Below are 20006 nucleotides of genomic sequence, written 5' to 3'. Positions count from 1 at the left end.
GCCGGCATCTGGCACAACTGGACCACCGGCACCAAGATCAAACGATCCCTGATCGCCTACGACCACTAAGAACATCGGACTCACTCATCTAGCCGGAGGGCCGGTGCTCCCGGGGGCGCACGCGGCCGACGATGCGGACACCGTCCTGCGGGGCGCGGACTCGATCCATTGGAAGGAACAACCCATGCCTGATGACGGGACGAACACGATACGGGCCGAGTTGGACGAGGCGCTCGCACAGCGCGATGCGATCCGCCGCGAGCTGCACGATCTGCGCGAGGGGCTCTGCCGGGAACTCGGCATCCAGCCCAGGGAATCGAGCTCCGGCTTCGCCCTGGACAAGACCATCGTCGGCGCCGTTGCGTTGCCCCGGGCCGAGAACCATGCCTGCCAGCAGCCCGGCGACGGTACGGACCTCCGCTGGTCGAAGATCGACTACCTGATCCTGGAGGACCGCAGGCTCCAAGCCGTGCAGAGGATCCGTGAGGAGTTCGCCTGCGGCATCTCCGAGGCGCAGGTGCTGCTGAACGCCCGCGGTGTCCGCCTGCGGCGAGACCGCCCGGACGTGGCGGCCGCTCACTCCCGCGACGGGTCGGCGTAGCGGGCGGCGAGCTCGGTGGCGCGGGTGCGCAGGGCGGTGCGCAAGGTCTGGGGGGTCAGGGCTTCCGCGTCCGTGCCGAGCTGCCACAGCGCCCACTCGGCGTGCCGTGCGTCCTGGAACGTCACCTCCAGCCGCACCCAGCCGTCGTCGTCCGTGCCGGGTTCCTCCGCGCGGACGGCCAGCGCGGTGTCCAGCAGTTCCTCCCGCCGCCCCGGGTCCACCCGTACCAGCACGGCGATGTGCCCGCCGCCGGAGAGGAACCGCGCGGAGCGCTCCCGCCAGATCCGGTCCAGATCCACCCGGTTCGGGCGTTCCGCCGCCTCGGGGAGCACCTCGGCCGCCAGCACCCGCGACAGCCGGTAGGTGCGGTCCTCGCCCGCCCTCGTGGCCAGCAGGTACCCCCGGTCGCGCACCGTGACCAGGCCGATCGGGTCGACCGTACGCCACCGCGGCGCCTCGTCCGTGGCCGCGTAGTGGATGCGCAGCTTGTGTCCGGCGAGCACCGCGCGCCGGACCTCCGTCAACGCGGTCCCGGGTATCCCGTCGGCGGCCGGCCGGCGTGAGAGCAGGTCGCTCTCGGGGTCGACGAGGAACCGCTGCGCGGCGTCGCTCGCGACGGCCCGGTGGCCTTCGGGCAGCGCGTCGACGACCTTGCGCATGGCCGAGGCCAGCGCCGAGCCGAGGCCGAACACCAGCTCGCCGCGCCCCGATCCGGCGGCCAGCAGGGCGAGGGCCTCGTCGTGGTTGAGGCCGGTGAGCTCGGTCCGGAAGCCGGGCAGCAGCGCGAAGCCGCCGTGCCGGCCGCGTTCGGCGTAGACCGGGACACCGGCGGCGGAAAGCGCCTCGATGTCGCGCAGCACGGTGCGGGTGGAAACGTCCAGCTCGCGGGCCAAGGTGTCCGCGGTCAGCCGGCCGCGCTGTCGCAGCAGGAGCACCAGCGAGACCAGCCGATCGGCGCGCATGCCGGAACCCTAACGGAATACCTGACCGAGGATGTCGTGATTACTTGCGAGGCTCGTTCCCACGACGTCGAAGCCGGCCCGGCGCCCGCCGGGCCGACGGACGCGCGTACGTACGTGTGTACGCACCTATTCCCAGTGGATCGAACGGAGCTGACGTGGCGATGGAACGAACGGCGGTCAACCCGGTGGCGTGGTCGACGGAATTCGGCTTCAACCAGGGAGAGTTGGTCTCGGGGCACACGCGGACCCTGTACATCTCGGGGCAGACCGCTATGAGCGCCGACGGCAAGCCGCAGCACGAGGGGGACATGGGGGCGCAGTTGGCGCTGAGCATCGACAACCTGGAGGCCGTGCTCGGCGAGGCCGGCATGTCCCTGGCGAACCTCGTCCGGCTCGGCGTCTACACGACCGACGTCGATCTGCTCTACCGGCACTACGGTGTGCTGGCGGCGCGGCTGGGCGCCGCCCGCGTGGCGCCGACCAGCACGATGCTCGGGGTGACGCGGCTGGCGATCCCCGGCCTGATGGTCGAGCTGGAGGGGACCGCCGTCGCCTGACGCGGTACGCCTCGGGGTCCCAGGCGCGGAGCCGGCCCGGTCCGTCGGTGGCGGGAGGAACCGGGGCGCGCTCCGGTCCCGGCGGTACCCCGGGCCGCTACCGTGTGGGTACGACCCGCCTGGAGGAGCCCGTGAGCGCACAGCCCGAGCACGTACCCGCCCCGCTCCGAGCCCCCGCCCCCGCGTCCGGCGCCCCGGCCGAACTCCTCGCGGCGCTGCGCGCCGACCGCCGGGCCGGCCGCTGGGTGCCCGCCTTCGAGGCGGAGTGGGCGAGGGCGCTGGAGGAGTCCCGCCGGACGTTCTCCCTGGCCGCGCCGTACGAGGTCGTCAGTACCTGGCAGGCCCGGCTCGCGTCCGCCCCGGAGGTCGACGCGTTCCTCGCCTCCGGCCGTGACGAGAGCGGGTTCACCGGCCTGGAGGAGCTGCGCCGCAGGCGCCGCTGAGCACCCCCGCCGCGGGCGGGCCGCGGGGCGGCGCGCGCACCCTCTGGGTAGGGCGACCCGTTGGGTCTGAGTAGGACGACTCAGGCGGACCGGGCACGCGTTGACGACGCTGGGGGCAGGCGCCGCAGTCCGCCGCAGTCGTCGTAGCCGCCGTCACGAACGGGAATGAACGCCATGCTCAGCCGTCTCGCCCAGCTCGTCGTCCCCACCCTCGGACACGTCCGCGTCACCACCGAGCCCGACGCCCACGTGCCGCCCGGCAGCGTGATCGTCGCCAACCACACCTCCCTCGCCGATCCCGCCGTGGTCCTCGCCGCCCTGCGCCGCTGCGGTGTCGAGCCCGTCGTCATGGCCGCCGCCGGCCTGTGGCGCACCCCGGTCCTGGGGCGCCTGCTCGTCCGCGAGGGCCACATCCCCGTCCACCGGGGTGACCGGAGGGCCGCCGAGGCCCTCGACCACGCCGCGTCCGCACTCGCGACCGGGCGTTCGGTGCTCATGTACGCCGAAGGCGGCATCCCCTCCCGCCGCGACGCCGCCGAAGCCGCGCCCCTGGCCTTCCGCAGCGGGCTCGCCCGGCTCGTCGCGCGTACGGGAGCTCCCGTCGTACCGGTGGGCCAGGCCGGGTCCAGGCGCATCACCTCCGGAGGAGCCGCCAAGCAGGTCGCCGGCCTCGTCACCGCCCCGCTGCGGCGGCCCCGGCTGCACGTCCACGTCGGACGCCCGCTGGAGCTGACCGGCGACACCGCCGCCCGCACCCTCCAGGCGCACACCGCCGTCACCGACGCCTGGCGCACCGCGGCCGCCCGTCTGCGCGAGCCCGCCGCGCACGCCGCGTGACGAGGGCGGAATCCGGCCAATTCCGGTGATCCGGCCGTACGGAGCCGCGCGATCGGTAGCGTCCCGGTACGGAAGATCCGTGCCGCGCCCGGCACACGACACCAACGGAGGACGGCCATGGCGAACGTGGAAGTGTCACTGAAGGAAGCGATGACCTCGATCGAGGGGGCCCTCGGGGTGGCGCTGGTGGACTACGCCAGCGGGATGGCCCTGGGCACGCTCGGCGGCGGCAAGGACCTGGACCTGACGGTGGCGGCCGCAGGGAACACCGACGTCATCCGGGCCAAGCTGCGCACGATGGAGATGCTCGGGATGCAGGACGAGATCGAGGACGTCCTGATCACGCTCGGCGGCCAGTACCACCTGATCCGGATCCGGCGCAGCCGCTCCGGCGGCGGTCTGTTCCTCTACCTGGTCCTGGACCGGGGCAGGTCGAACCTGGCGATGGCCCGGCACCAGCTCAGCCGCATCGAAGGCGAGCTGGAGGTCTAGTCGCGGCGTCCGTCGGGCCCACGCATGCCCACGAGTTGAAGAACTCTTCAACTCGGAACATGTGAAACCGGTCATCATCGGTTCCGCGTGGGCCGACAGGACGCGACGATGGGTGGGGGCGGTGATCCCCGCCCGAGCCGTAGTCCGTTCGAAGAGGAACAGGAGCGTCGTGGGAATGCAGGTCCCGCTGTACCAGGCCAAGGCCGAGTTCTTCCGGATGCTCGGTCACCCGGTACGGATCCGCGTGCTGGAGCTCCTCCAGGACGGCCCGATGCCCGTACGGGACCTGCTGGCCGAGATCGACGTCGAGGCGTCCAACCTGTCGCAGCAGCTCGGCGTCCTGCGCCGCTCGGGCATCGTCGTCTCCACCCGCGAGGGCTCGACCGTCACGTACGCCCTCGCCGGCGGCGACGTCGCCGAACTCCTGCGCGCAGCGCGCCGGATCCTCACGGAGATGCTGGCCGGCCGCAACGCCCTGATCGCCGAGCTCAACGATTCCGACCCCGCACCGGCCCGCATGTAGGCCGGCGCCGGACAGACCCTAGGGTGGGGCCGTTCGGAAACGAGGAGGGGTGGAGCAGTGAGCGGTGGGAACGGGATCGCGGTCGCCCAGACCGTGGTGGACGACGAGTCGCTGGCCTACGACATCGCGCAGGGCGCGGTGGAGGCGCGACTCGCGGCCGGGGCGCACGTCGACGCGCGGATGACGACCTTCACCCGGTGGAACGAGAAGGTGCGTCACGAACGCCAGTACCGGGTCTCCTTCCAGACCGCGCCGGAACGTGTGGCCGAGCTGCGGCAGTGGGTGCTCGAACGGCACACCCACGAGGCGCCGCAGTGGTTCCTCGTTCCGGTGACCGAGGCCTCGGAGGCCTACCTGGAGTGGACGCGGACCAGCACCGGCCGGTAGCCGCCCGGCGGCAGTACGGGGGCGGGGAACCGCCCGCCCCCCACCCGGGCGGGCTCGGTCATGTGTCCCGGCCGACGCCGTAGGGCCCCGGGTGCACGTCCTCGCGGGCGGCCCCCGGTTCAGGCGCCGCAGCCGTCCGCCGGCTCCCGGCAGGCGGCCGTGACGGCAGACATCCAGGCGAGGGCGGCTTCCCGTTGCCCCGGGGTGAGCCCCTCCTCCAGCTCCGCCTCGCGGCGCGCGACGGCCGGGAGCGCCTCCTCGTAGCGGGCGCTCCCCAGGCCGGTGACGTGCAACTGGTGCGTCCTGCGGTCGGTGGGGTGCGGGGAACGGGTGATCAGGCCGTCGCGTTCCAGGGCGGAGAGCATCTCGTTCGCGGCCTGGCGGGTGCTCCCGACCGAGCGGGCCAGCTGCGCCACGGACATCCCCGGCGAGGCCCGGACCATCATCAGGGTCGCGAACTGCGGCACGGTCAGCCCGAATTCCGCCAGCTCGGCCCCGATCGCCGCCCGCATGCCGAGCCAGGTGTGGCGGACCAGGAAGCTCAGCACCCGGCCCTGGGTCTGCTCGCCCATCGGCGACCTCCGAAATCATGATTGACAGGTACTTGACGAGTTGTCACGATGAGGCGACCGTCAGGTACTTGACGATCCTACTCCGCGGCCGTGCCGCACCCGAACCCGCCCTGATCCGAAGGCAGTCACGCATGTCATCCGCCACCCAACCGCCGACGGCACCGCCGACGACGCCGGCACCGGCCTCCGCACCGGCACCGGCCGGGTCCGCCCTTCCACCGGCCCGGCGCCGCCTGATCCTCGGCGTCCTCGTCTTCTCCCAGCTCCTCATCTGGCTCGACGGAACCATCCTGTCCACGGCCTTCGAGACGCTGTCCGACCCCGTCCGGGGATTAGGCGCCACCCCCGGCCAGCTCCAGTGGGCCACGGGCGCCTACACACTGGCCTTCGCCTGCCTGATGTTCACCGGCGGCGCGCTCGGCGACCGCTTCGGCCACCGCAACACCCTGCTGGCCGGCATGGCCCTGTTCGGCGCCGCCTCCGCCCTCGCCGCCTACGCAGCCACCCCCGCCCAGCTGATCGCCGGCCGCGCCGTGATGGGAGTCGGCGCCGCGCTGCTCGTGCCGGCCACCATGGCGGTGGTCAGCTGGACCTTCGAGCCCGCGGAACGGCCTGCCGCCTTCGGCACGCTGTCGTCCTTCGCCGGCGTCGGCCTCGCCGCGGGGCCGATCCTGGCCGGGGCGCTGCTCGCGGCGTTCTGGTGGGGGTCGGTGTTCCTGGTCAACGTACCGGTGGTCGTCATCGGCCTCTGCTTCGTCGCGCGGTACGTGCCCAACTTCCGCAGCCCGCAGGTCCGTCCGCTGGACCCGGCCGGGCTGGTCCTGTCCACCGGCGGCCTCGGCCTCCTCGCGTACGGCCTGATCCGGGCCGGCCAGGACGCGTCCTTCGCCCACCCGGCCGTCTGGGGCTGCACTGCGGCGGGCATCGCCCTGATCGCGGCGTTCGTGGTCACGGAGCTTCGGATCGCCCACCCGAGCTTCGACCCCCGGCTGCTGGCGCAGCGCCGGTTCGCCGCCGGGAACCTCACCCTGATGCTGGTCTTCCTGGCCCTGACGTCCGGCTCGTTCTACCTCGCCTTCTACCTGCAGGGCGCCCGCCACTACTCGGCGTTCGAGGCCTCGCTCCTGGGGCTCCCGGCAGCGCTCGGAGTGGTCGTCGGCTCACCGGTCGCCGTCCGGCTGGCCCGTCGCACGTCCGTCCGGCTCGTCTCGTCCGCCTCGCTCGCCGTCGCGGCCCTGGCGATGGGGACCCTGGCCCTCTTCGGCGCGACCACGCCGATCGCCTGGTACTCGGCGGTCATGGTGGTCCAGGGAACCGCGATCGGCATGGTCATCGCCCCCGTCACGGGCGCGGTACTGGGCTCCCTGCCGCTGGAGCGCTCCGGCGCGGGCAGCGCGGTCAACAGCACCCTGCGCCAGACCGGCAGCGTCCTGGGCATCGCGGCCGGCGGCACGATCACCTCGATCGTCTACCGGCGCGCGATGGACGGCTCCCTCACCGGCCTCCCGGAAGAGGTACGGATCCAGGCCCGGGTCTCGGCGGAGCTCGCCAGGCACGTGGCGGCCGCCACCCACGACGCCGGGCTCGCCCGGGCGGCCGACACCGCGTTCTTCCACGCCATGCACGTCGGCGCGCTCTGGACGGCGGGTTTCGCGCTCGCCGGCGCGGTGGTCCTGGCCATCGGGTTCCGGCCGGACCGCCGCCGCACAGGACCGGTGGACGCGTAGGCAGGGCGGGCCGGCGGGAGGGCGCCCGGACATCGGGCGCCCTCCCGCCTTGCCGTGTGGTCCCGCTGCTCCGGACGGCCCACCCCTGCGGCAAGGCCCCCGCCGATTCCGACCGCCCTGTGCTCGGGTGGCCCTGTGTGAACCGGCCGTTCCCGCCGCTCCGCCACGTGTCCCCACGGCGCCGGGCGGCTTGCGCGGCCGGCGGCCCTCCCTTCGGCAGGAGAACGCAATGAACCCCCTCCGCTCACGCTGCGCGGCGGCCCTCGGCACGCTGCTGGCCTCGGTGGCCCTCGGCTCCCTCGCCCCGTCGTCCGCCGCGTCCCAGCCGCGCGAACTGGTGGTGCCGTCGGCCGCCTACCCGACCGTCCAGTCCGCGGTCGACGCCGCACGCCCCGGGGACCGCATCGCGCTGCGCCCGGGCGTCTACCGCGAGCAGGTGACGATCCACAAGAACCTCTCCCTCACGGGGGCGGGCGCCGGCCGGACCACCATCCTCGCTCCCGAACAGCTGGTGGCGGGCTCCGACGGCCGCAACGCGATCGTGTCCCTGGACAACTCGGCGTCCGTGAAGATCTCCCGTCTCACGGTGAGCGGGCCGGGCTCCGGCACCTGCGAGGAGGGCGCCCTCGGAGCCGGCGTCCGGGTCCTGGACGGGGCGCACCTGGACCTGAGCCACGCGGCGGTCAGCCACATCAAGGACACCCCGATGGCCCCGTGCTTCCGGAGCGCCAACGCCGTCCTCATCGGGGACTTCCCCGTCGGAGCGGGGTCGGCGGACATCCGCGACTCCAAGATCACGGACTATCAGGGGTCCGGCATCGTCGTGCTCGGCGAAGCCTCGAAGGCCACCGTGCTCGACAACGTCGTCACCGGGCAGAAGAGCATCTCCACCGACGGCATCGAGTACGTCGAGGCGACCGGCCGGGCCGAGCGGAACACCGTGAGCGACAACGCCTGCCGCGAGCCGGACCCGGGCTGCGGCCCCGACTTCTTCACCGAGATCCAGCACGCCGGCATCCTGGCCAACACCGGCGTCGTGGTCGGCAAGAACCGCCTCCTCCGCAACCAGCTGGGCATCTACGCCTTCGGCTCGATGGACACCAGCCACAACACCCTCATCGACAACGAGTACTTCGGGATCGCCTTCCAGGACGGCAGGTTCAACGCCGTCAAGGACACCATCCGGGGCGGCGGGGGAGGGATCGCGGCCGTCGCCACCGCCGTCGACACCACCGTACGGCTGGACCAGGTGAAGATCACGAAGGTCTCCGGAGACCGCATCCGGAAGTTCGAGTGCTGCGGCTTCACCGCGACGGTGACCAACGGACGCTAGACCGCGCAGCTTTCCGGGGCTTCAACGCCGAACCGGCGCAGTGGCCGCTCGGCGCCTGAGCCGCCGCGCCCTTGGTGACGGTCTGCCGAAACCGGGCCGTCCCGGGGCCGGTGGCATGACGCGTCAACCAGCCGCCGACTAGCCGGAGTCGACCGGATGGGCGCCGTCGTGACGACCGGTTCCGGGGCGGGCGGGCCCGCCAGCAGGCGAGCCTCCGAGTGGCCGGAGCCCTTGGCGGTGTGCTCCCCGGGGTCCCGTTCAGGAGGGAGACCGTCCTGGCGGCTGGGCTCCGGGAGCAGGGGCGGCGGCCGTCCCTCGCCGGGATCGGGAAGCCCTGACCCCGTCCCGCTCGCGCTGCGCGCGGAACACGACAGCGGCGTCACACCGCGAGTGCCGTGGCCGGCGCGTCGAGGAGCGCGTCGTCGCAGCCCGCCCACAGCACGCCGGCCGCCGCGGTCACCGCCTCCGCGCAGCGTGCGTGCGGATCGTCCACGGGGACACGGGTCCAGGGCGGCAGGGCCAGGCGGGTCCTGTCCCACAGCTCCCGCACGGTGGTGTCCTCCGGCATCCGCCAAGGTATCGAACGGTCGGCGTACGGATGCGGGACACCCCCTTTCTGCTTAGTTTTGCCTTGCGAACCGAAAGGTCTTGTACATCCGGTCTGTCCTGCCAGGAAGGTCTCCCATGAAGAGAATCCCCGTGATCGGCGTGCTCTGCGTCAGTGCGGTGTTCGGACTCGCCGCCTGCTCCGACAGCGGCGACGACAATTCGGCCGCCGAGCAGGCCACCCAGGCCGCGGCCGACCTCTGCACGGACCTGAACGCCCTCAAGTCGGACAACGCCAAGCTGAAGGCCATGAACCCCGCCTCCGCGACCAAGGACCAGGTCAAGGACGCCTACGACGCCGTCCAGAAGGACTGGGGCAACGTCAAGGACAACGTCTCCAAGCTCGAGAAGGCGCAGCAGGACGCGGTCAAGGAAGCCGCCGAGAACCTCAAGAAGGGCTACGAGGACCTGCCGGGCGACACCACCGGGAAGGACGCCCTCACCCAGCTCCAGCCGCAGATCCAGAAGCTGGACGAGGCCTCGACGGCCGCCTCCACCGGCCTCAAGTGCTGACGGTGCCCTGACCTCACGCGCGGACCCCGAAGCCGAAACCCGACCCGGCCCGGCACACGACGTGCCGGGCCGGGTCCGGCGTGCCAGCCGGAGGACGCCGACCGCTTCTTCACACCGCGTCCGGCACACCCCCGCCGGCCGACGCCGTGCACGACGCCAGGCTCGCCGTCGGACCGAGGAGCGGCCGGGAACCGTGCGAGGCCCGCCCCCTACCGCGGCACGACCGGCGGCAGGGGTTCACGGGCCGCGTGCCAGGCGGGCGGGAGAGCGGCGACGCCCGTGCGGGCGGCGATCACACCGCCCGCGATGGCGCAGGTGGTGTCGATGTCGCCGCGCCCCGCGACGGTGAACCACAACCCCTCGTGGAGGTCGTCGAGGTGTCCCGCCGCGCACCACAGGGCGAAGGGGACGGTGTCGGGGCCGGACATCCGGTACCCGGATCCCAGCACCTCCGCGGCGTGCCGGACCGAGGTGTGCTCCGGCATCCGGGCCGCGATCCGCACGCCGGAACGGACATCCCCGACGGGCAGCCGTTCGGCGACGGCCCGCAGGAACTCCGGCCGCGCCGGCGCCGCCCCGCCCCGGCTGCGGGCGGCCAGCGCCGAGGCCACGGCGACCGCCACCGCCCCGGCGGCGGCCTCCGGGTGGTGGTGCGAGACCGCGCTCTGCTCGGCGGCCCGCCCGGCGGCGACGTCGAGGTCGGCGGCGTGCCAGGCGCCGAGCGGGGCGGCGCGCATGGCCGCGCCGTTGCCCCAGGACCCCTGGCCGCCGAACTGCCCGCCGACCACCTCCCGCCACGGCTCGCCCGCGCCGATCCGGCGGAGCACGTCGTGCATGGAGGCCCCGTAGCCGCGGTGCGTGTCGGCGGCATAGGCCTCGGCGAGGCGCCGGGCGAAGCGGTCGTGGTCGACGGCGCCGCCGCCCTCGACGAGTTCCCGTACGAGAACGACCGCCTGCGCGGTGTCGTCGCTCCACCTCCAGAGCGGCTCCGGGGGCAGGACCCGGGCCTCCAGGGCCGCCGGGCCCTCCCGGCGGAGGATCCCGAACCAGCGGTCACCGAAGGCGTCACCGAAGGCGAGGCCGGACAGCGAGTCCATCGCGGGAGTGGGCAGAACGGTCATCGCAGCAGTATCACAAGGCGGCGCCGTGGCGGGCACCCCGATTTCGGCGGGGGAGGGCCACCGTCACGGTGCCGGGCGCTCCGTCTGCCACGCCGCCATCTGCTCCCGGAACTTCGGGCACCTGACGATGTCCTCCTCCCCGCACTTGAGGGCGTGGGTCAGGAGCTGATGGGCGTGGTCGAGGTCGACCATCCGCTGCTCGATCTCGCCGATCTTGGCGCGGATCATCGCCTCGCGGCGCGACTGCTCCCGCTGGAACTCGCCGATCTCGACCAGGGTCAGACCGGCCTGCTGGCACTTGCGCAGCACCGTGATCCGCTCGGCGGCCTCCGGCGGGTAGCGCCGCTGCCCGCTCACCCGCTCCGGTGCCGGCAGCAGGCCGTGCCGCTCCCAGTACCGGATGGCCGAAGCGGGGACCCCCGTGATCTCGGCGAGCCGCCCGATCGTCATGCCCACGTTCCGTTCCCCCTCCGGCTGCCGCCTGCCCGCCGTTCCCGGCACTTGACTTGAACCTTAGTTCAAGTTGAAGAGTGGTCGGCACGTGGACAGCGGCGAACGAGCGCCCGCTGACAGCACACTTGGAGATACGCCATGAGCGACACGCACGTACGGGAAGAGCGCGCCGGACAGCTGGCGCGAGCCGCGGAACAGCTCCTCGAGGCCGGGGTCATGTCCCACTCCGGACACGCCAACCTCAGCGCCCGGCTCGACGGCGAACGCCTCCTGCTGACGCCGGGGTTCGTCCGTGGCCTGCGCCCCGAGGAGCTCGCGACCGTCGGCTTCGACGGCCAGGTCCTCGAAGGCGAGCTGCAGTCCGTCAGCGCCGAGATCATCGCCATGCACAGCGCCGTGTACCGGGCCCGCCCCCGGGTGGGCGCCATCATCCACACCCACTCGCCCTCCGCGACCGCCTTCGCCGTGGCCCACCGGCCGCTGCCCTGCCGCACCGAGCCGATGCTGCGCTTCGGACAGGCCGAGGACGTCCCCGTCGTCCCCTGGGGACCTCGCGGATCGGACGTGTCGGTGCGCGGCATCGCCGAGGTGCTGGAACGCTGCCCCACGACGGCCGCGGTCCTGCTGGCCAACCACGGCCTGCTGGTGTTCGGCCCGGACGCGGCGGCCACCGCCCACCTCGTGGTGGCCATCGAGGAGAGCGCCGAAGCCGAGATCGCCGCCGCGGCGATCGGAGGGGCCGTGGACTTCCCCCCGGGCGCCCAGGAAGCCGTCCGCGCCGCGATCGCCCGGATCGCATCGTGACGCGGGACACGCACGCCTCCCGTACGGAGGCCGTACGCGACCGCTACCGCTCCACCCTCGGAACCGTTCCCGGCGGGGTACAGGACCGGCTGCGCCTGGCCGAGGAGTTCGGCCGGCTGCCGACCGAGGAGGCCCTCGCGGCGCTGCGCCACATCGTGCTGACGGACAGTCCGCTGGGCGCGAAGGTGCAGCAGCTCGTCCACTTCGGGCAGCTGCTGGCCCTCGGCCGGGCCCACCCCGCCCGCATCCACGCCCGGGGCGCCCTGCACGCCGGAGCCGCCATGGCCGACCTCATCGGCGTCGCCGAGACCGCGCTCATCACCGCCGGCGTACCGGCGTACGCACTCGGCACCGAGATCGTCGCCGAACTCCTGCCGCAGCCGGACCACCCCGACGCCCCGGCCGGCCCCTGAGGAGACAGGGCCGCTGCTGTCACCGGAGGCCGGCCCAGGGGCTCCGTGACGCACCAGGGAGGGAGGCCGCCGGCATCCGCGCCGGGATGTACGGCCACGTGCGCGCTACTCCTGCGGCAGTAGCGGGCTCCTGCCGCAGGAGTACGGAGCGCTGCCCTCCCCGGGCGGACGCGGACGCGGCCGCCGCCGACCACCATGGGCACCGTCCGAAAGCCCGGAGGAAGGAGCCAGAACATGTACGGACCGGTGGCGGCAGGAGTATCGGGAACGGGAGCGGCCGGGGTGCCGGCCACCGCCGGCATCGGCGTACTCGGGTGGACGGTGGCCGCCACGACGCTCCTGTTCGCAGCCCTGGCCCTGGGCAAGCTCCTGCCGAGCCCGGGCAGGTGGCGACAGGAGCGCCGCCAGCGCGGCTGATCCGCTACCTGGACTGCGTGGAGAGGCTCACCCCGCTGAAGCCCTGCGCGCCGGCGAGGCTGAAGTACACCCAGCCGGACGGCGGGTTGTCGATCGTCAGGGTCTCGCCGTTGTCGGCGTTGGCGGACTTCGCCTGGTGGCTGCCGGTGGTGGCCCAGTTGTCGCCGTTGTAGTAGAGGTCGGCGTTGCCGGTGCCGCCGCTGCTGGTGATGGTCAGTTGCTTGACGCCGGCCGGCAGGTACACGAAGTGGTGGCTGTAGTTGCCGGCGGCGGCCGCGAGGCCGTCCCGGCGGCAGTTGCCGTCGAACTGGCGGGCATCGGCGAGGGTGCACAGCGGGGTGGACGGGGCCGCCTCCGGCAGCGGGCCGCAGCCGTCGGTCGCGCAGGCCGTCGTCAGCCAGGTGGCGAAGCCGGCGTCGTAGCCGGTGCCGATGGTCTGCTTCAGGAAGGTGCGGGCACCGTTCCAGTCACCGGCCCGGTACTTGCCGAGGACGGTCTGGACGTCGGCGGGGTGCGCCTGGAGCATGTAGCGGACCGCGAGGAAGCCCCAGCGGTAGACCCGGTCCGAGTTGACCTGCGGATCCTCGTCCTGGCCGTAGACGGTGTCGAACAGCTCGCTGAGCTTGTACGTCTTCTTGCCGGCCGCGGCGATCGCGTCGGCGTTGCGCTCGCCCCGGTAGCCGAACGAGATGTTCTCCGCGATGCCCTCGACCCACCAGATGGTCGGCGTGGTCATGCCGGCCTCGAAGTCGCCCGCCATGTTGTAGCGGCCGTCGAGGTAGTGGGTGTACTCGTGGTTGAGGTTCCAGATCCGGAAGTCCGGACGCAGCCACTGGGCCTCGTGGGCGATGAAGCGGGCCTGGTTGCCGGCGGCGGCGGGGTTGCCCTCCTCGTACATGCCGCCGTTGTCGACGTCGATGTTGTAGATGGCCCAGGCGTACAGCGAGTAGTTGGTGTAGTCGTCGAAGACGACGACCTCCAGGTCGGTGTTCAGGTCACCGGGGATCGCGCCCTTGTCGCCGATGATCCGGTGGAAGTAGGCGTCCTGGTTGACCAGGCCGGCGCAGGTGCCCGCCAGCTGGCCGGGGGACATGTCCTGGGCGCGGATCTTCAGGCCCGGGGTGCAGGTGTGCTGGATCGGCAGGATCGCCGGGAGCACGCGCTCGCCCAGGTCGCAGATGGCGTAGGCCGCGCAGTTGCCCCTGTCGTACTGGCGCGTGTACCAGCCGAGGTTCATGGTGATCGGGGCCGTGGGGCCCACGTTCGGGTAGCGGTTGACCAGGTCCTTCAGCAGCGGCCGCAGCCGGTCCTTGAGCTCGGGGACGTCGAGGGCGTGCCCGAGGTGGCGGCCGACGTTGCTGACGACGTCCAGGCGGTTCAGCTGAGCGCCGTTGCGCGTGATGAAGCCGGCCCAGGTGTCGAGGATGGCGGGGTCGGCCTTGAGGGCGGCCCGCCAGCCGCGGCCGTCGTTCTTCGCCTTGAACCCGTTCTCGACGACCCACTCGACGTGCTGCATGGCGAGGTCCATCTGACCGGGCCAGGTGCTGTCGTAGCCGCCGAGCATCCACTTGACGACGCCGGCGTACCGGCCGGCCGTGTGGGTGCTGTCGATCAGCGTGACGACCTCGTTGAGGATCTCGCCGTTGGCGTCGGTGACGTCCTTGCTGCGCGGGGAGGCGAAGAAGGCGTCCAGCGCGTCGCGCGCCGCGGTGTCCAGCGCCGTGCCGTACTCGCCGACGACGTCCGCGTGGTTGTCCTGCACGTAGTAGCCGGCGCGCAGGAACAGCACGAGCTGCCCGATGGCGGCGCGGTTGTCGCCGGAGTAGCCGGCGGAGGCGTCGCGCAGCGCGCCCGCGACGGTCACCATCTGGGACTCGCGGAAGGCCTTGCGGGCGTCCTCCCCGGTGAGGCCGAACAGCGGGTAGGTACAGGTGATCTGGGGCAGGGCCTTGAGCCGCTGCACCAGCGTGCCGCCGGTGGCGTTGACCACCCCGGAGAGGTCGCCGCACTCGTTCCCGGCGGCGGCCGGGGACTGCTTGTCGCCCTTGGCGGGCCTGACGGCGGGGGCGGGTGCCGGGGCGGACTCCTCGGTGCCGTCCTGCGAGGAGATCCGGAGGCGGGAGCCGCTGCTCATGGCGTCGGGAGACTTGGGGACCGGGATCGACCGGGGCGCCGGGGCCGCGGCGGGGCCCGCGTACGCACCGGTCGGGGTCGTGGCGCCGGCGGGCGCGGCCTGGCTCTGTGGCGCGAGCAGACCGAGCGCGAGGAAGGCGGCTGCGCCGAGCACGGGAAGTCTGCGCGCGCCGGCCTTCGATATCCGGAAGGGATGCATCTGTGGGGGCCTCCGGGGCCGTTGGGGCCTTGTGCGGGGACACAGGCGATTGACATGTGACATGTAAAATTGCACAAGCCGCACCGCTTCGGAAGTCCTCGCGCACGGATTTCCGGCCGCCGCTTTGCCCGCCGGCGTTCGGCTGTCGTCCCGCCGGGCCTCCCGGGGGGGCGTTGGCCGGATGTCGGCCTCCGGCTTGGGCTTGTGGATCATCGGCCGCTACCCTCCCACTAGTTGCTCAAGTCAACCAATGGGGACGGTCATGAACGACACCGCCGAACGCTTCCACAGCCACGTGGAAGAGATTCTCGACGCACTCGAAAAGGAGCCCGGCCGTGAGGCCTTAGTGCACGGGGACCGGCGCGTGACCGCGGGTGAACTGCGCGGCCTCGTCCACGGCATGGCCCGCGCGCTGCGGTCCCAGGGGGTGGGGCGAGGTGAGACGGTCACCCTCCTTTCCGGCAACCTCCCCGAGACGATCGCGGCCCGCTACGCCGCCGGTCTCCTCGGCTGCGCCGTCAACCACCTCTACGCCGGCCTTTCGGCCGATGTGCACGCCGCCATCCTCCGCGACGTCGAGACCCGGACCCTGATAGCCGACCCCGCCCAGCGCGGGCGCGCCGCCGAGCTGGCCCGGCGGGTCCCGCTGGAACGGGTGCTCGTCCTCGGCTCGGGCAGCGCGACGGAGACGGAGCCGGAGGGGCAGCCGGGCCCGGGCCTGGACCTCGTGGAGCTGGCCGCCGAGGAGTCCGGCGAGCCGCTGCCCGGTTCGGCGCGCCCGCAGGACATCTGCACCATCCGCCACACCGGTGGGACCACCGGGCATCCCAAGGCCATCTGCACCACCTTCGAGCAGTGGGTCTCGGCCGGACCGCACTGGTCCGAACAGGGGCAGGTCAGGAGCCTGGTGTGCACCACCCTCGCGCACGCGGCGGGCATCATGGCCGACACCGCGCTGCACCGCGGCGGCACCGTCGTCCTGCTGGACGGGTTCGAACCCGGTTCCGTGCTGGCCGCCATCGAGCGCGAGCGCATCACCCACACGTTCCTGCTGCCGCCGCTCCTCTACCAGTTGATGGACCACCCCGAGATCGACCGCACCGACACCTCCAGCCTGCGCATGCTGACCTACGGCGGCTGCGCCTCCTCCCCGACCCGGCTCGCGGCGGCGGTCCGGCGCTTCGGCCCCGTGCTCAACCAGTTCTACGGGCAGAACGAAGCGGGAGGGATCAGCGTGCTCTCCCCGCAGGACCACGACCCGCGGCGCCCGGAGCTGCTGCGGACCGCCGGGAAGGCCATCGAGGGCGTCGAGATCGCCGTACGTGACGCCGCCGGCAGGCACCTTCCCGCCGGCGAGCACGGCGAGATCTGCGTACGTTCCCCGCACGTGATGAAGGGCTACTGGAAGCAGCCCGAGCTCACCGCCGAGGTGCTGCGGGACGGCTGGCTGCACACCGGTGACATCGGGTTCGTCGACCAGGAGGGCTACATCACCATCGTCGACCGCCTGAAGGACATGATCGTGGTGGTGGGGGGCCACGTGTACACGGTGGAACTGGAGGACGTGCTGAACTCCCACCCGCAGGTACTGCAGAGCGCGGTGCTCGGAGTCCCCGACGCCAATCTCATGGAGCGGGTCCACGCGGTCGTCGTCCGCACGCCGGGCGCCGACGTCGGCGAAGGGGAGCTGCGCGCCATGGTGCGGGACCGGAAGGGCGCCATGTACGAGCCCGCGTCCATCGTCTTCGTCGACGCGCTGCCCCTGACCGACGCGGGCAAGCCGGACAAGAAGCTGCTCCGCGGCCGGGCCGCCGCACCCGTCGCTTCCCCCTGACCGCTCGAAGGACCGCGCGGTCCTCCGGAGTCCGCGGCGGAGTACTACCGGCCCGACGGCCGGTTCGCCCCGCAGACCGCGACCGGCGTACTCGGCTGGGACCGGCTCACCCTGCTGCGCAAGGCCACCGGCCGCGAGCCGCTCGACGCGGCGGAGACCGCGCGGGTCGAGCGGCTCGGGCTCCGGTGGCTCACCCCGGGCTGACGCCGCGCAGGGACACCCGCGGGCGTGACTCCGGCGCCGCGCCCGGGCCCGGCCCCGGGCTCAGCCGCAGAGCGCCGCCGTCTGGGCCGCCGGCAGCCCCGCCCCCGGGGGGAAGGGCTGCCGGTGCCGCAGGTCCGCGCCGATGTCGTAGGCTCTCCCCCCCCCTTCCGCCTACCGGGGTACGGGCCCGGCCCCGTCCCGCAGCCGCTCGGCGAACGCCCGGGCGGCGGCCAGGTCCCCGGTGCCGGGACGCTGCTTGTTGACGCCGCCGACCAGCCTGAAGGCGCCCCAGGTGTCGAACGCCCGGCACGTGAAGGTCCCGTCCACCCGGAAGCCCTTGTCCACGAGGCGCCGGACCAGGGGCCGCGTGAAGGGCGCCGGAGGCAGCTCGGGCAGCCCGCTGGTGGCGAACACGAAGGCCCGCCCGCGCCCGTTCGGGAGCGCCCGGACCAGGTCGGCCAGGCTGGGGTGGAGCCGGCCGTAGAAGACTCCCGACCCGAACCCCACGAGGTCGGCGGCGGCCAACTCCGCCAGGTCGGCCTCACCGGGGGAGACGACCTCCGCGCCCAGGACGCGGGCCATGGCGTCGGCGACCCGACGCGTGTTGCCGTGAGACACGGAGGCGCAGACGATGACGGACTTCATCGGGGTGGTCCCTTCTCTCGATTCCGCAGAGGAGACAATCCGGCGTCCCCGGACGTGACACCCGGGCCGGGGTCCGCGGTCGCCGGAGTGCTCGCGGTGATCCGTGTCGTCCAGGTCCTCCGGCCCCGCCGGTCCTCCTTGTCCGCCTTCCGCCGGCGGCGGCGTCGCCAGTCCGTCAGCCGTCGGGTGGGGGGCGAGCCGTGGGGAGCGCCGACCATCCGGACCGGTGGACCGTACGGCGGGGCCGGTGGTCAGGCCGGGCGCGGGACGTACGCCAGGCCGTGGGCGCCGGGTTCGCCGAGCTTGGCGATGTCCAGCCGGCCCACGCGCTCCAGCACCTCCAGGTCGACGATGCCGACGGTGGAGGAGATGACGCAGGACACGTGGGCCAGCCGGCCGTCGGGGGAGGAGGCGATGGTCAGCGGGAAGAGCCCGACCTCGACCTCGCCCACCTGCTCGCGGGTGTCGGCATCGCCCGCCGCGGCCACCCGCTGTTCGACGGGCGGATCGACGCCCGCCGCTTCGCCGCCGCCGACCACATCGGCATCTCCCGCCTCGGCAAACGCCTCGGGCCCATCGGCACCGCGCTCGCCGAGCTCGGTCTGCGGCGCCGGACCGCGGTCGTGGTGCCCAGCCACACCAGCGCGATGATGCTCGCCCGGGACACCGACCTGGTCGCCCTCAGCCTCGCCGACTGGCTCCCCGACACCATCGCGGCCATGGGGCCGCGGACGTTCCCCGTCCCCCTCGACCTGGAACCCCTGGACCTCGGCATGGCCTGGCACCCCCGGAACTCGGCCGACCCGGGCCACCGCTGGTTCCGCGACCACCTGGCGTCCGCCGTACTCGGCCCGCCCCACCCCCGGGGCCCCGGGCTGTAGGCGGAGAGGGGAAAGGTGAGAGGGGAGAGGGGGCGGCAACCCCCTCTCCCCTCTCACCCGGGTCCGCTGACCGGAGGCTGCCTAACGGGCGGTCCCGAACGTCCACACGGCACGGTCGCCGGGGCCGACCACGAGGGTCGAACGGCCGATCTGCTCCTCGTGCCGGGTGAACACCGGGCGGTTGAGGGACATCTCGACCTGGCGCAGCCCGGCCTGTTCGCGCGCCACCGTGTCCAGGCGGATGGTGGTACCGCCGCCCAGCGCCAGGACGCCGCCGCCGGGGAGCTCGCGTACGACGAAGCCTCCCGCCCGGAGCAGGGGCACCGTGTTGGCCAGGTCGCCCGCGGTGACTCCGAGGCGGATCGAGGTCACGTCCTTCATGAGGCGGTCGCGGTAGCCGTCGGACAGGTACCGCTCGCGGCCGACGTCACCCGGGTAGGAGGCCGGCTCGGTGTTGCCGCGAGGGTCGGCGAAGTACTCCGGCAGGTACTCCATGCCCCAGGCGCCGAAGGCGTCGTACGTGCCGCTCGTGAAGACGGCGTCGAACCACGGCACCGGCACCCCGTCGCCGAAGTCCCGGGTCTGGCGGAAGGCCACCGGATTCGGCACGCCCTGGTCCCGCAGTCGCGCCGTGACCGTGGGGAGGTCCCCGGCCCGTTCGGCGGACAGCCCCATCCCGCCGGCGCCGAGCGTGCCGTCCTGGCCGGGGACGTCACCCACGCCGAAGAGTTCGAGGTAGGTTTCGCGGCCCATCAGGTACCGGCCGGTCCAGGTCTCGCCGCCCGAACCGGTCGTGGTACGGACCTGGAAGTTGGCGAAGTCCCGCAAGTAGGCGGAGTGTTCGATGGCGTCGGCGGTTTCCCGGTCGAGCACCCCGTAGGCGTGGTTGTAGAACAGCAGTTGGCGTCCCGTCGGCGACCCTTCCTCCTCCGCCGACGCGATTCCCGTGGCTCCTCCGACCCATCCGGTCAGTGCCACGACGAGGACCATTAATACGTGCAGTACACGACGATGCGACATGCGGGCGATCGTAGGCCGCGCGGCGAGGGTCCGCCGCCCATTAAGCGGCACGGGGTGGAGGGCCGGCGCCGGCGGCTGGGAATGCCGTGTTCGGCGTGCCCGTTTCCTTCGATTCGGGTGCCGGAAGTGATCGGGGCCACTCAGCTCAGCGGGTCTGATCGGCTACGGGGGGTGAGTTTCGGGGTTTCGGCCGGTGAGGCGGCCCACAGGACCCACGTCACATCCGGTGCGGGGTAGTAGGGCGGCGGGCCGGTAGTCGTACGGGTTGCCGGGCGGGGCGTTGGGCCCGGGCTGCGAGGGGGGTTAGTAGGTGGGGGGCGTTGCCAGGG

Annotated in this window: 24 protein-coding genes; 15 read left to right on the top strand and 9 right to left on the bottom strand. The window is 72.9% G+C overall.

Going from position 1 to position 20006, the window contains the following annotated elements; genetic code table 11:
* Positions 1-184: 184 nt before the first annotated feature.
* Positions 185-601 carry a hypothetical protein gene (locus ACZ597_RS35175; protein ID WP_471339397.1) on the top strand — a complete coding sequence of 139 codons (417 nt, stop codon included), beginning with the start codon at positions 185-187 and terminating at the stop codon, positions 599-601.
* Here ACZ597_RS35175 and ACZ597_RS35170 read toward each other — a convergent pair.
* On the bottom strand, positions 577-1563 hold the full coding sequence (locus tag ACZ597_RS35170; RefSeq protein ID WP_471339395.1) for a helix-turn-helix transcriptional regulator: 987 nt from the start codon (positions 1561-1563) through the stop codon (positions 577-579). The genes ACZ597_RS35175 and ACZ597_RS35170 overlap by 25 nt on opposite strands.
* Before the next feature lie 161 nt (positions 1564-1724).
* On the opposite strand from ACZ597_RS35170, the gene ACZ597_RS35165 reads away from it, so the two are divergent.
* From ACZ597_RS35165 to cutA, 6 genes are all read left to right on the top strand, one after another.
* Complete coding sequence (locus tag ACZ597_RS35165) at positions 1725-2120, top strand: RidA family protein (RefSeq protein ID WP_471339400.1); 396 nt, start codon at positions 1725-1727, stop codon at positions 2118-2120.
* Positions 2121-2251: 131 nt separating this feature from the next.
* Positions 2252-2563: a DUF6247 family protein gene (locus ACZ597_RS35160; protein WP_471339393.1), complete on the top strand. Its 312-nt coding sequence runs from the start codon at positions 2252-2254 to the stop codon at positions 2561-2563.
* Between the two features lie 174 nt (positions 2564-2737).
* On the top strand, positions 2738-3400 hold the full coding sequence (locus tag ACZ597_RS35155) for a lysophospholipid acyltransferase family protein (RefSeq protein ID WP_471339392.1): 663 nt from the start codon (positions 2738-2740) through the stop codon (positions 3398-3400).
* Between the two features lie 117 nt (positions 3401-3517).
* Positions 3518-3892: a hypothetical protein gene (locus ACZ597_RS35150; RefSeq protein WP_471339390.1), complete on the top strand. Its 375-nt coding sequence runs from the start codon at positions 3518-3520 to the stop codon at positions 3890-3892.
* Positions 3893-4067: 175 nt separating this feature from the next.
* Complete coding sequence (locus ACZ597_RS35145) at positions 4068-4415, top strand: ArsR/SmtB family transcription factor (RefSeq protein WP_401243043.1); 348 nt, start codon at positions 4068-4070, stop codon at positions 4413-4415.
* A gap of 57 nt (positions 4416-4472) precedes the next feature.
* Entirely contained in the window at positions 4473-4802 is a 330-nt protein-coding gene (gene cutA, locus ACZ597_RS35140) for a divalent cation tolerance protein CutA (RefSeq protein WP_471339388.1), read from the top strand.
* A 119-nt stretch (positions 4803-4921) separates the two neighbouring features.
* On the opposite strand, the gene ACZ597_RS35135 is transcribed toward cutA, so the two are convergent.
* Positions 4922-5374: a MarR family winged helix-turn-helix transcriptional regulator gene (locus ACZ597_RS35135; protein WP_471339386.1), complete on the bottom strand. Its 453-nt coding sequence runs from the start codon at positions 5372-5374 to the stop codon at positions 4922-4924.
* Between the two features lie 131 nt (positions 5375-5505).
* On the opposite strand from ACZ597_RS35135, the gene ACZ597_RS35130 reads away from it, so the two are divergent.
* A complete protein-coding gene (locus ACZ597_RS35130) occupies positions 5506-7101 on the top strand; it encodes an MFS transporter (RefSeq protein ID WP_471339384.1) in 1596 nt (531 codons plus the stop codon).
* 229 nt (positions 7102-7330) lie between these two features.
* Positions 7331-8434 carry a right-handed parallel beta-helix repeat-containing protein gene (locus tag ACZ597_RS35125; protein WP_471339382.1) on the top strand — a complete coding sequence of 368 codons (1104 nt, stop codon included), beginning with the start codon at positions 7331-7333 and terminating at the stop codon, positions 8432-8434.
* A gap of 379 nt (positions 8435-8813) precedes the next feature.
* On the opposite strand, the gene ACZ597_RS35120 is transcribed toward ACZ597_RS35125, so the two are convergent.
* Positions 8814-9002, bottom strand: a complete 189-nt coding sequence (locus tag ACZ597_RS35120; protein WP_471339380.1) for a hypothetical protein — start codon at positions 9000-9002, stop codon at positions 8814-8816.
* A 116-nt stretch (positions 9003-9118) separates the two neighbouring features.
* Between ACZ597_RS35120 and ACZ597_RS35115 the strand changes: the two genes are divergently transcribed.
* On the top strand, positions 9119-9553 hold the full coding sequence (locus ACZ597_RS35115; RefSeq protein WP_471339378.1) for a type IV pili methyl-accepting chemotaxis transducer N-terminal domain-containing protein: 435 nt from the start codon (positions 9119-9121) through the stop codon (positions 9551-9553).
* A gap of 209 nt (positions 9554-9762) precedes the next feature.
* On the opposite strand, the gene ACZ597_RS35110 is transcribed toward ACZ597_RS35115, so the two are convergent.
* Together ACZ597_RS35110 and ACZ597_RS35105 are read right to left on the bottom strand one after the other, a co-directional pair.
* On the bottom strand, positions 9763-10674 hold the full coding sequence (locus ACZ597_RS35110) for an ADP-ribosylglycohydrolase family protein (RefSeq protein WP_471339375.1): 912 nt from the start codon (positions 10672-10674) through the stop codon (positions 9763-9765).
* 63 nt (positions 10675-10737) lie between these two features.
* Entirely contained in the window at positions 10738-11124 is a 387-nt protein-coding gene (locus ACZ597_RS35105) for a MerR family transcriptional regulator (protein ID WP_471339373.1), read from the bottom strand.
* Positions 11125-11265: 141 nt separating this feature from the next.
* Between ACZ597_RS35105 and ACZ597_RS35100 the strand changes: the two genes are divergently transcribed.
* From ACZ597_RS35100 to ACZ597_RS35090, 3 genes are all read left to right on the top strand, one after another.
* Positions 11266-11931 carry a class II aldolase/adducin family protein gene (locus tag ACZ597_RS35100; RefSeq protein ID WP_471339371.1) on the top strand — a complete coding sequence of 222 codons (666 nt, stop codon included), beginning with the start codon at positions 11266-11268 and terminating at the stop codon, positions 11929-11931.
* Positions 11928-12344: a carboxymuconolactone decarboxylase family protein gene (locus ACZ597_RS35095; protein ID WP_471339369.1), complete on the top strand. Its 417-nt coding sequence runs from the start codon at positions 11928-11930 to the stop codon at positions 12342-12344. The genes ACZ597_RS35100 and ACZ597_RS35095 overlap by 4 nt, the downstream gene beginning before the upstream one ends.
* A gap of 234 nt (positions 12345-12578) precedes the next feature.
* A complete protein-coding gene (locus ACZ597_RS35090) occupies positions 12579-12761 on the top strand; it encodes a hypothetical protein (protein WP_471339367.1) in 183 nt (60 codons plus the stop codon).
* A 4-nt stretch (positions 12762-12765) separates the two neighbouring features.
* Here the strand turns inward: ACZ597_RS35090 and ACZ597_RS35085 are convergent, their stop codons facing one another.
* The gene (locus tag ACZ597_RS35085; RefSeq protein ID WP_471339365.1) at positions 12766-15048 is read right to left on the bottom strand and encodes a M9 family metallopeptidase; all 2283 of its coding nucleotides are present in this window, start codon (positions 15046-15048) and stop codon (positions 12766-12768) included.
* A 307-nt stretch (positions 15049-15355) separates the two neighbouring features.
* Here ACZ597_RS35085 and ACZ597_RS35080 point away from each other — a divergent pair, with 307 nt between their 5' ends.
* Positions 15356-16927, top strand: a complete 1572-nt coding sequence (locus ACZ597_RS35080; protein ID WP_471339363.1) for an AMP-binding protein — start codon at positions 15356-15358, stop codon at positions 16925-16927.
* Positions 16928-17302: 375 nt separating this feature from the next.
* On the opposite strand, the gene ACZ597_RS35075 is transcribed toward ACZ597_RS35080, so the two are convergent.
* The gene (locus tag ACZ597_RS35075) at positions 17303-17776 is read right to left on the bottom strand and encodes a flavodoxin family protein (protein WP_471339361.1); all 474 of its coding nucleotides are present in this window, start codon (positions 17774-17776) and stop codon (positions 17303-17305) included.
* Positions 17777-18027: 251 nt separating this feature from the next.
* A complete protein-coding gene (locus tag ACZ597_RS35070; RefSeq protein ID WP_471339359.1) occupies positions 18028-18159 on the bottom strand; it encodes a hypothetical protein in 132 nt (43 codons plus the stop codon).
* Here ACZ597_RS35070 and ACZ597_RS35065 point away from each other — a divergent pair, their 5' ends adjacent.
* Positions 18160-18657 carry a LysR substrate-binding domain-containing protein gene (locus ACZ597_RS35065; protein ID WP_471339357.1) on the top strand — a complete coding sequence of 166 codons (498 nt, stop codon included), beginning with the start codon at positions 18160-18162 and terminating at the stop codon, positions 18655-18657.
* Positions 18658-18738: 81 nt separating this feature from the next.
* On the opposite strand, the gene ACZ597_RS35060 is transcribed toward ACZ597_RS35065, so the two are convergent.
* Positions 18739-19677 (bottom strand): DUF5829 family protein, encoded by a 939-nt coding sequence (locus ACZ597_RS35060; RefSeq protein ID WP_471339355.1) that lies wholly within the window; start codon positions 19675-19677, stop codon positions 18739-18741.
* Between the last annotated feature and the right edge of the window lie 329 nt (positions 19678-20006).

This window comes from Streptomyces sp. NPDC040718 (assembly GCF_055593565.1).
This window is presented reverse-complemented; position numbering and strand designations above follow the sequence as displayed.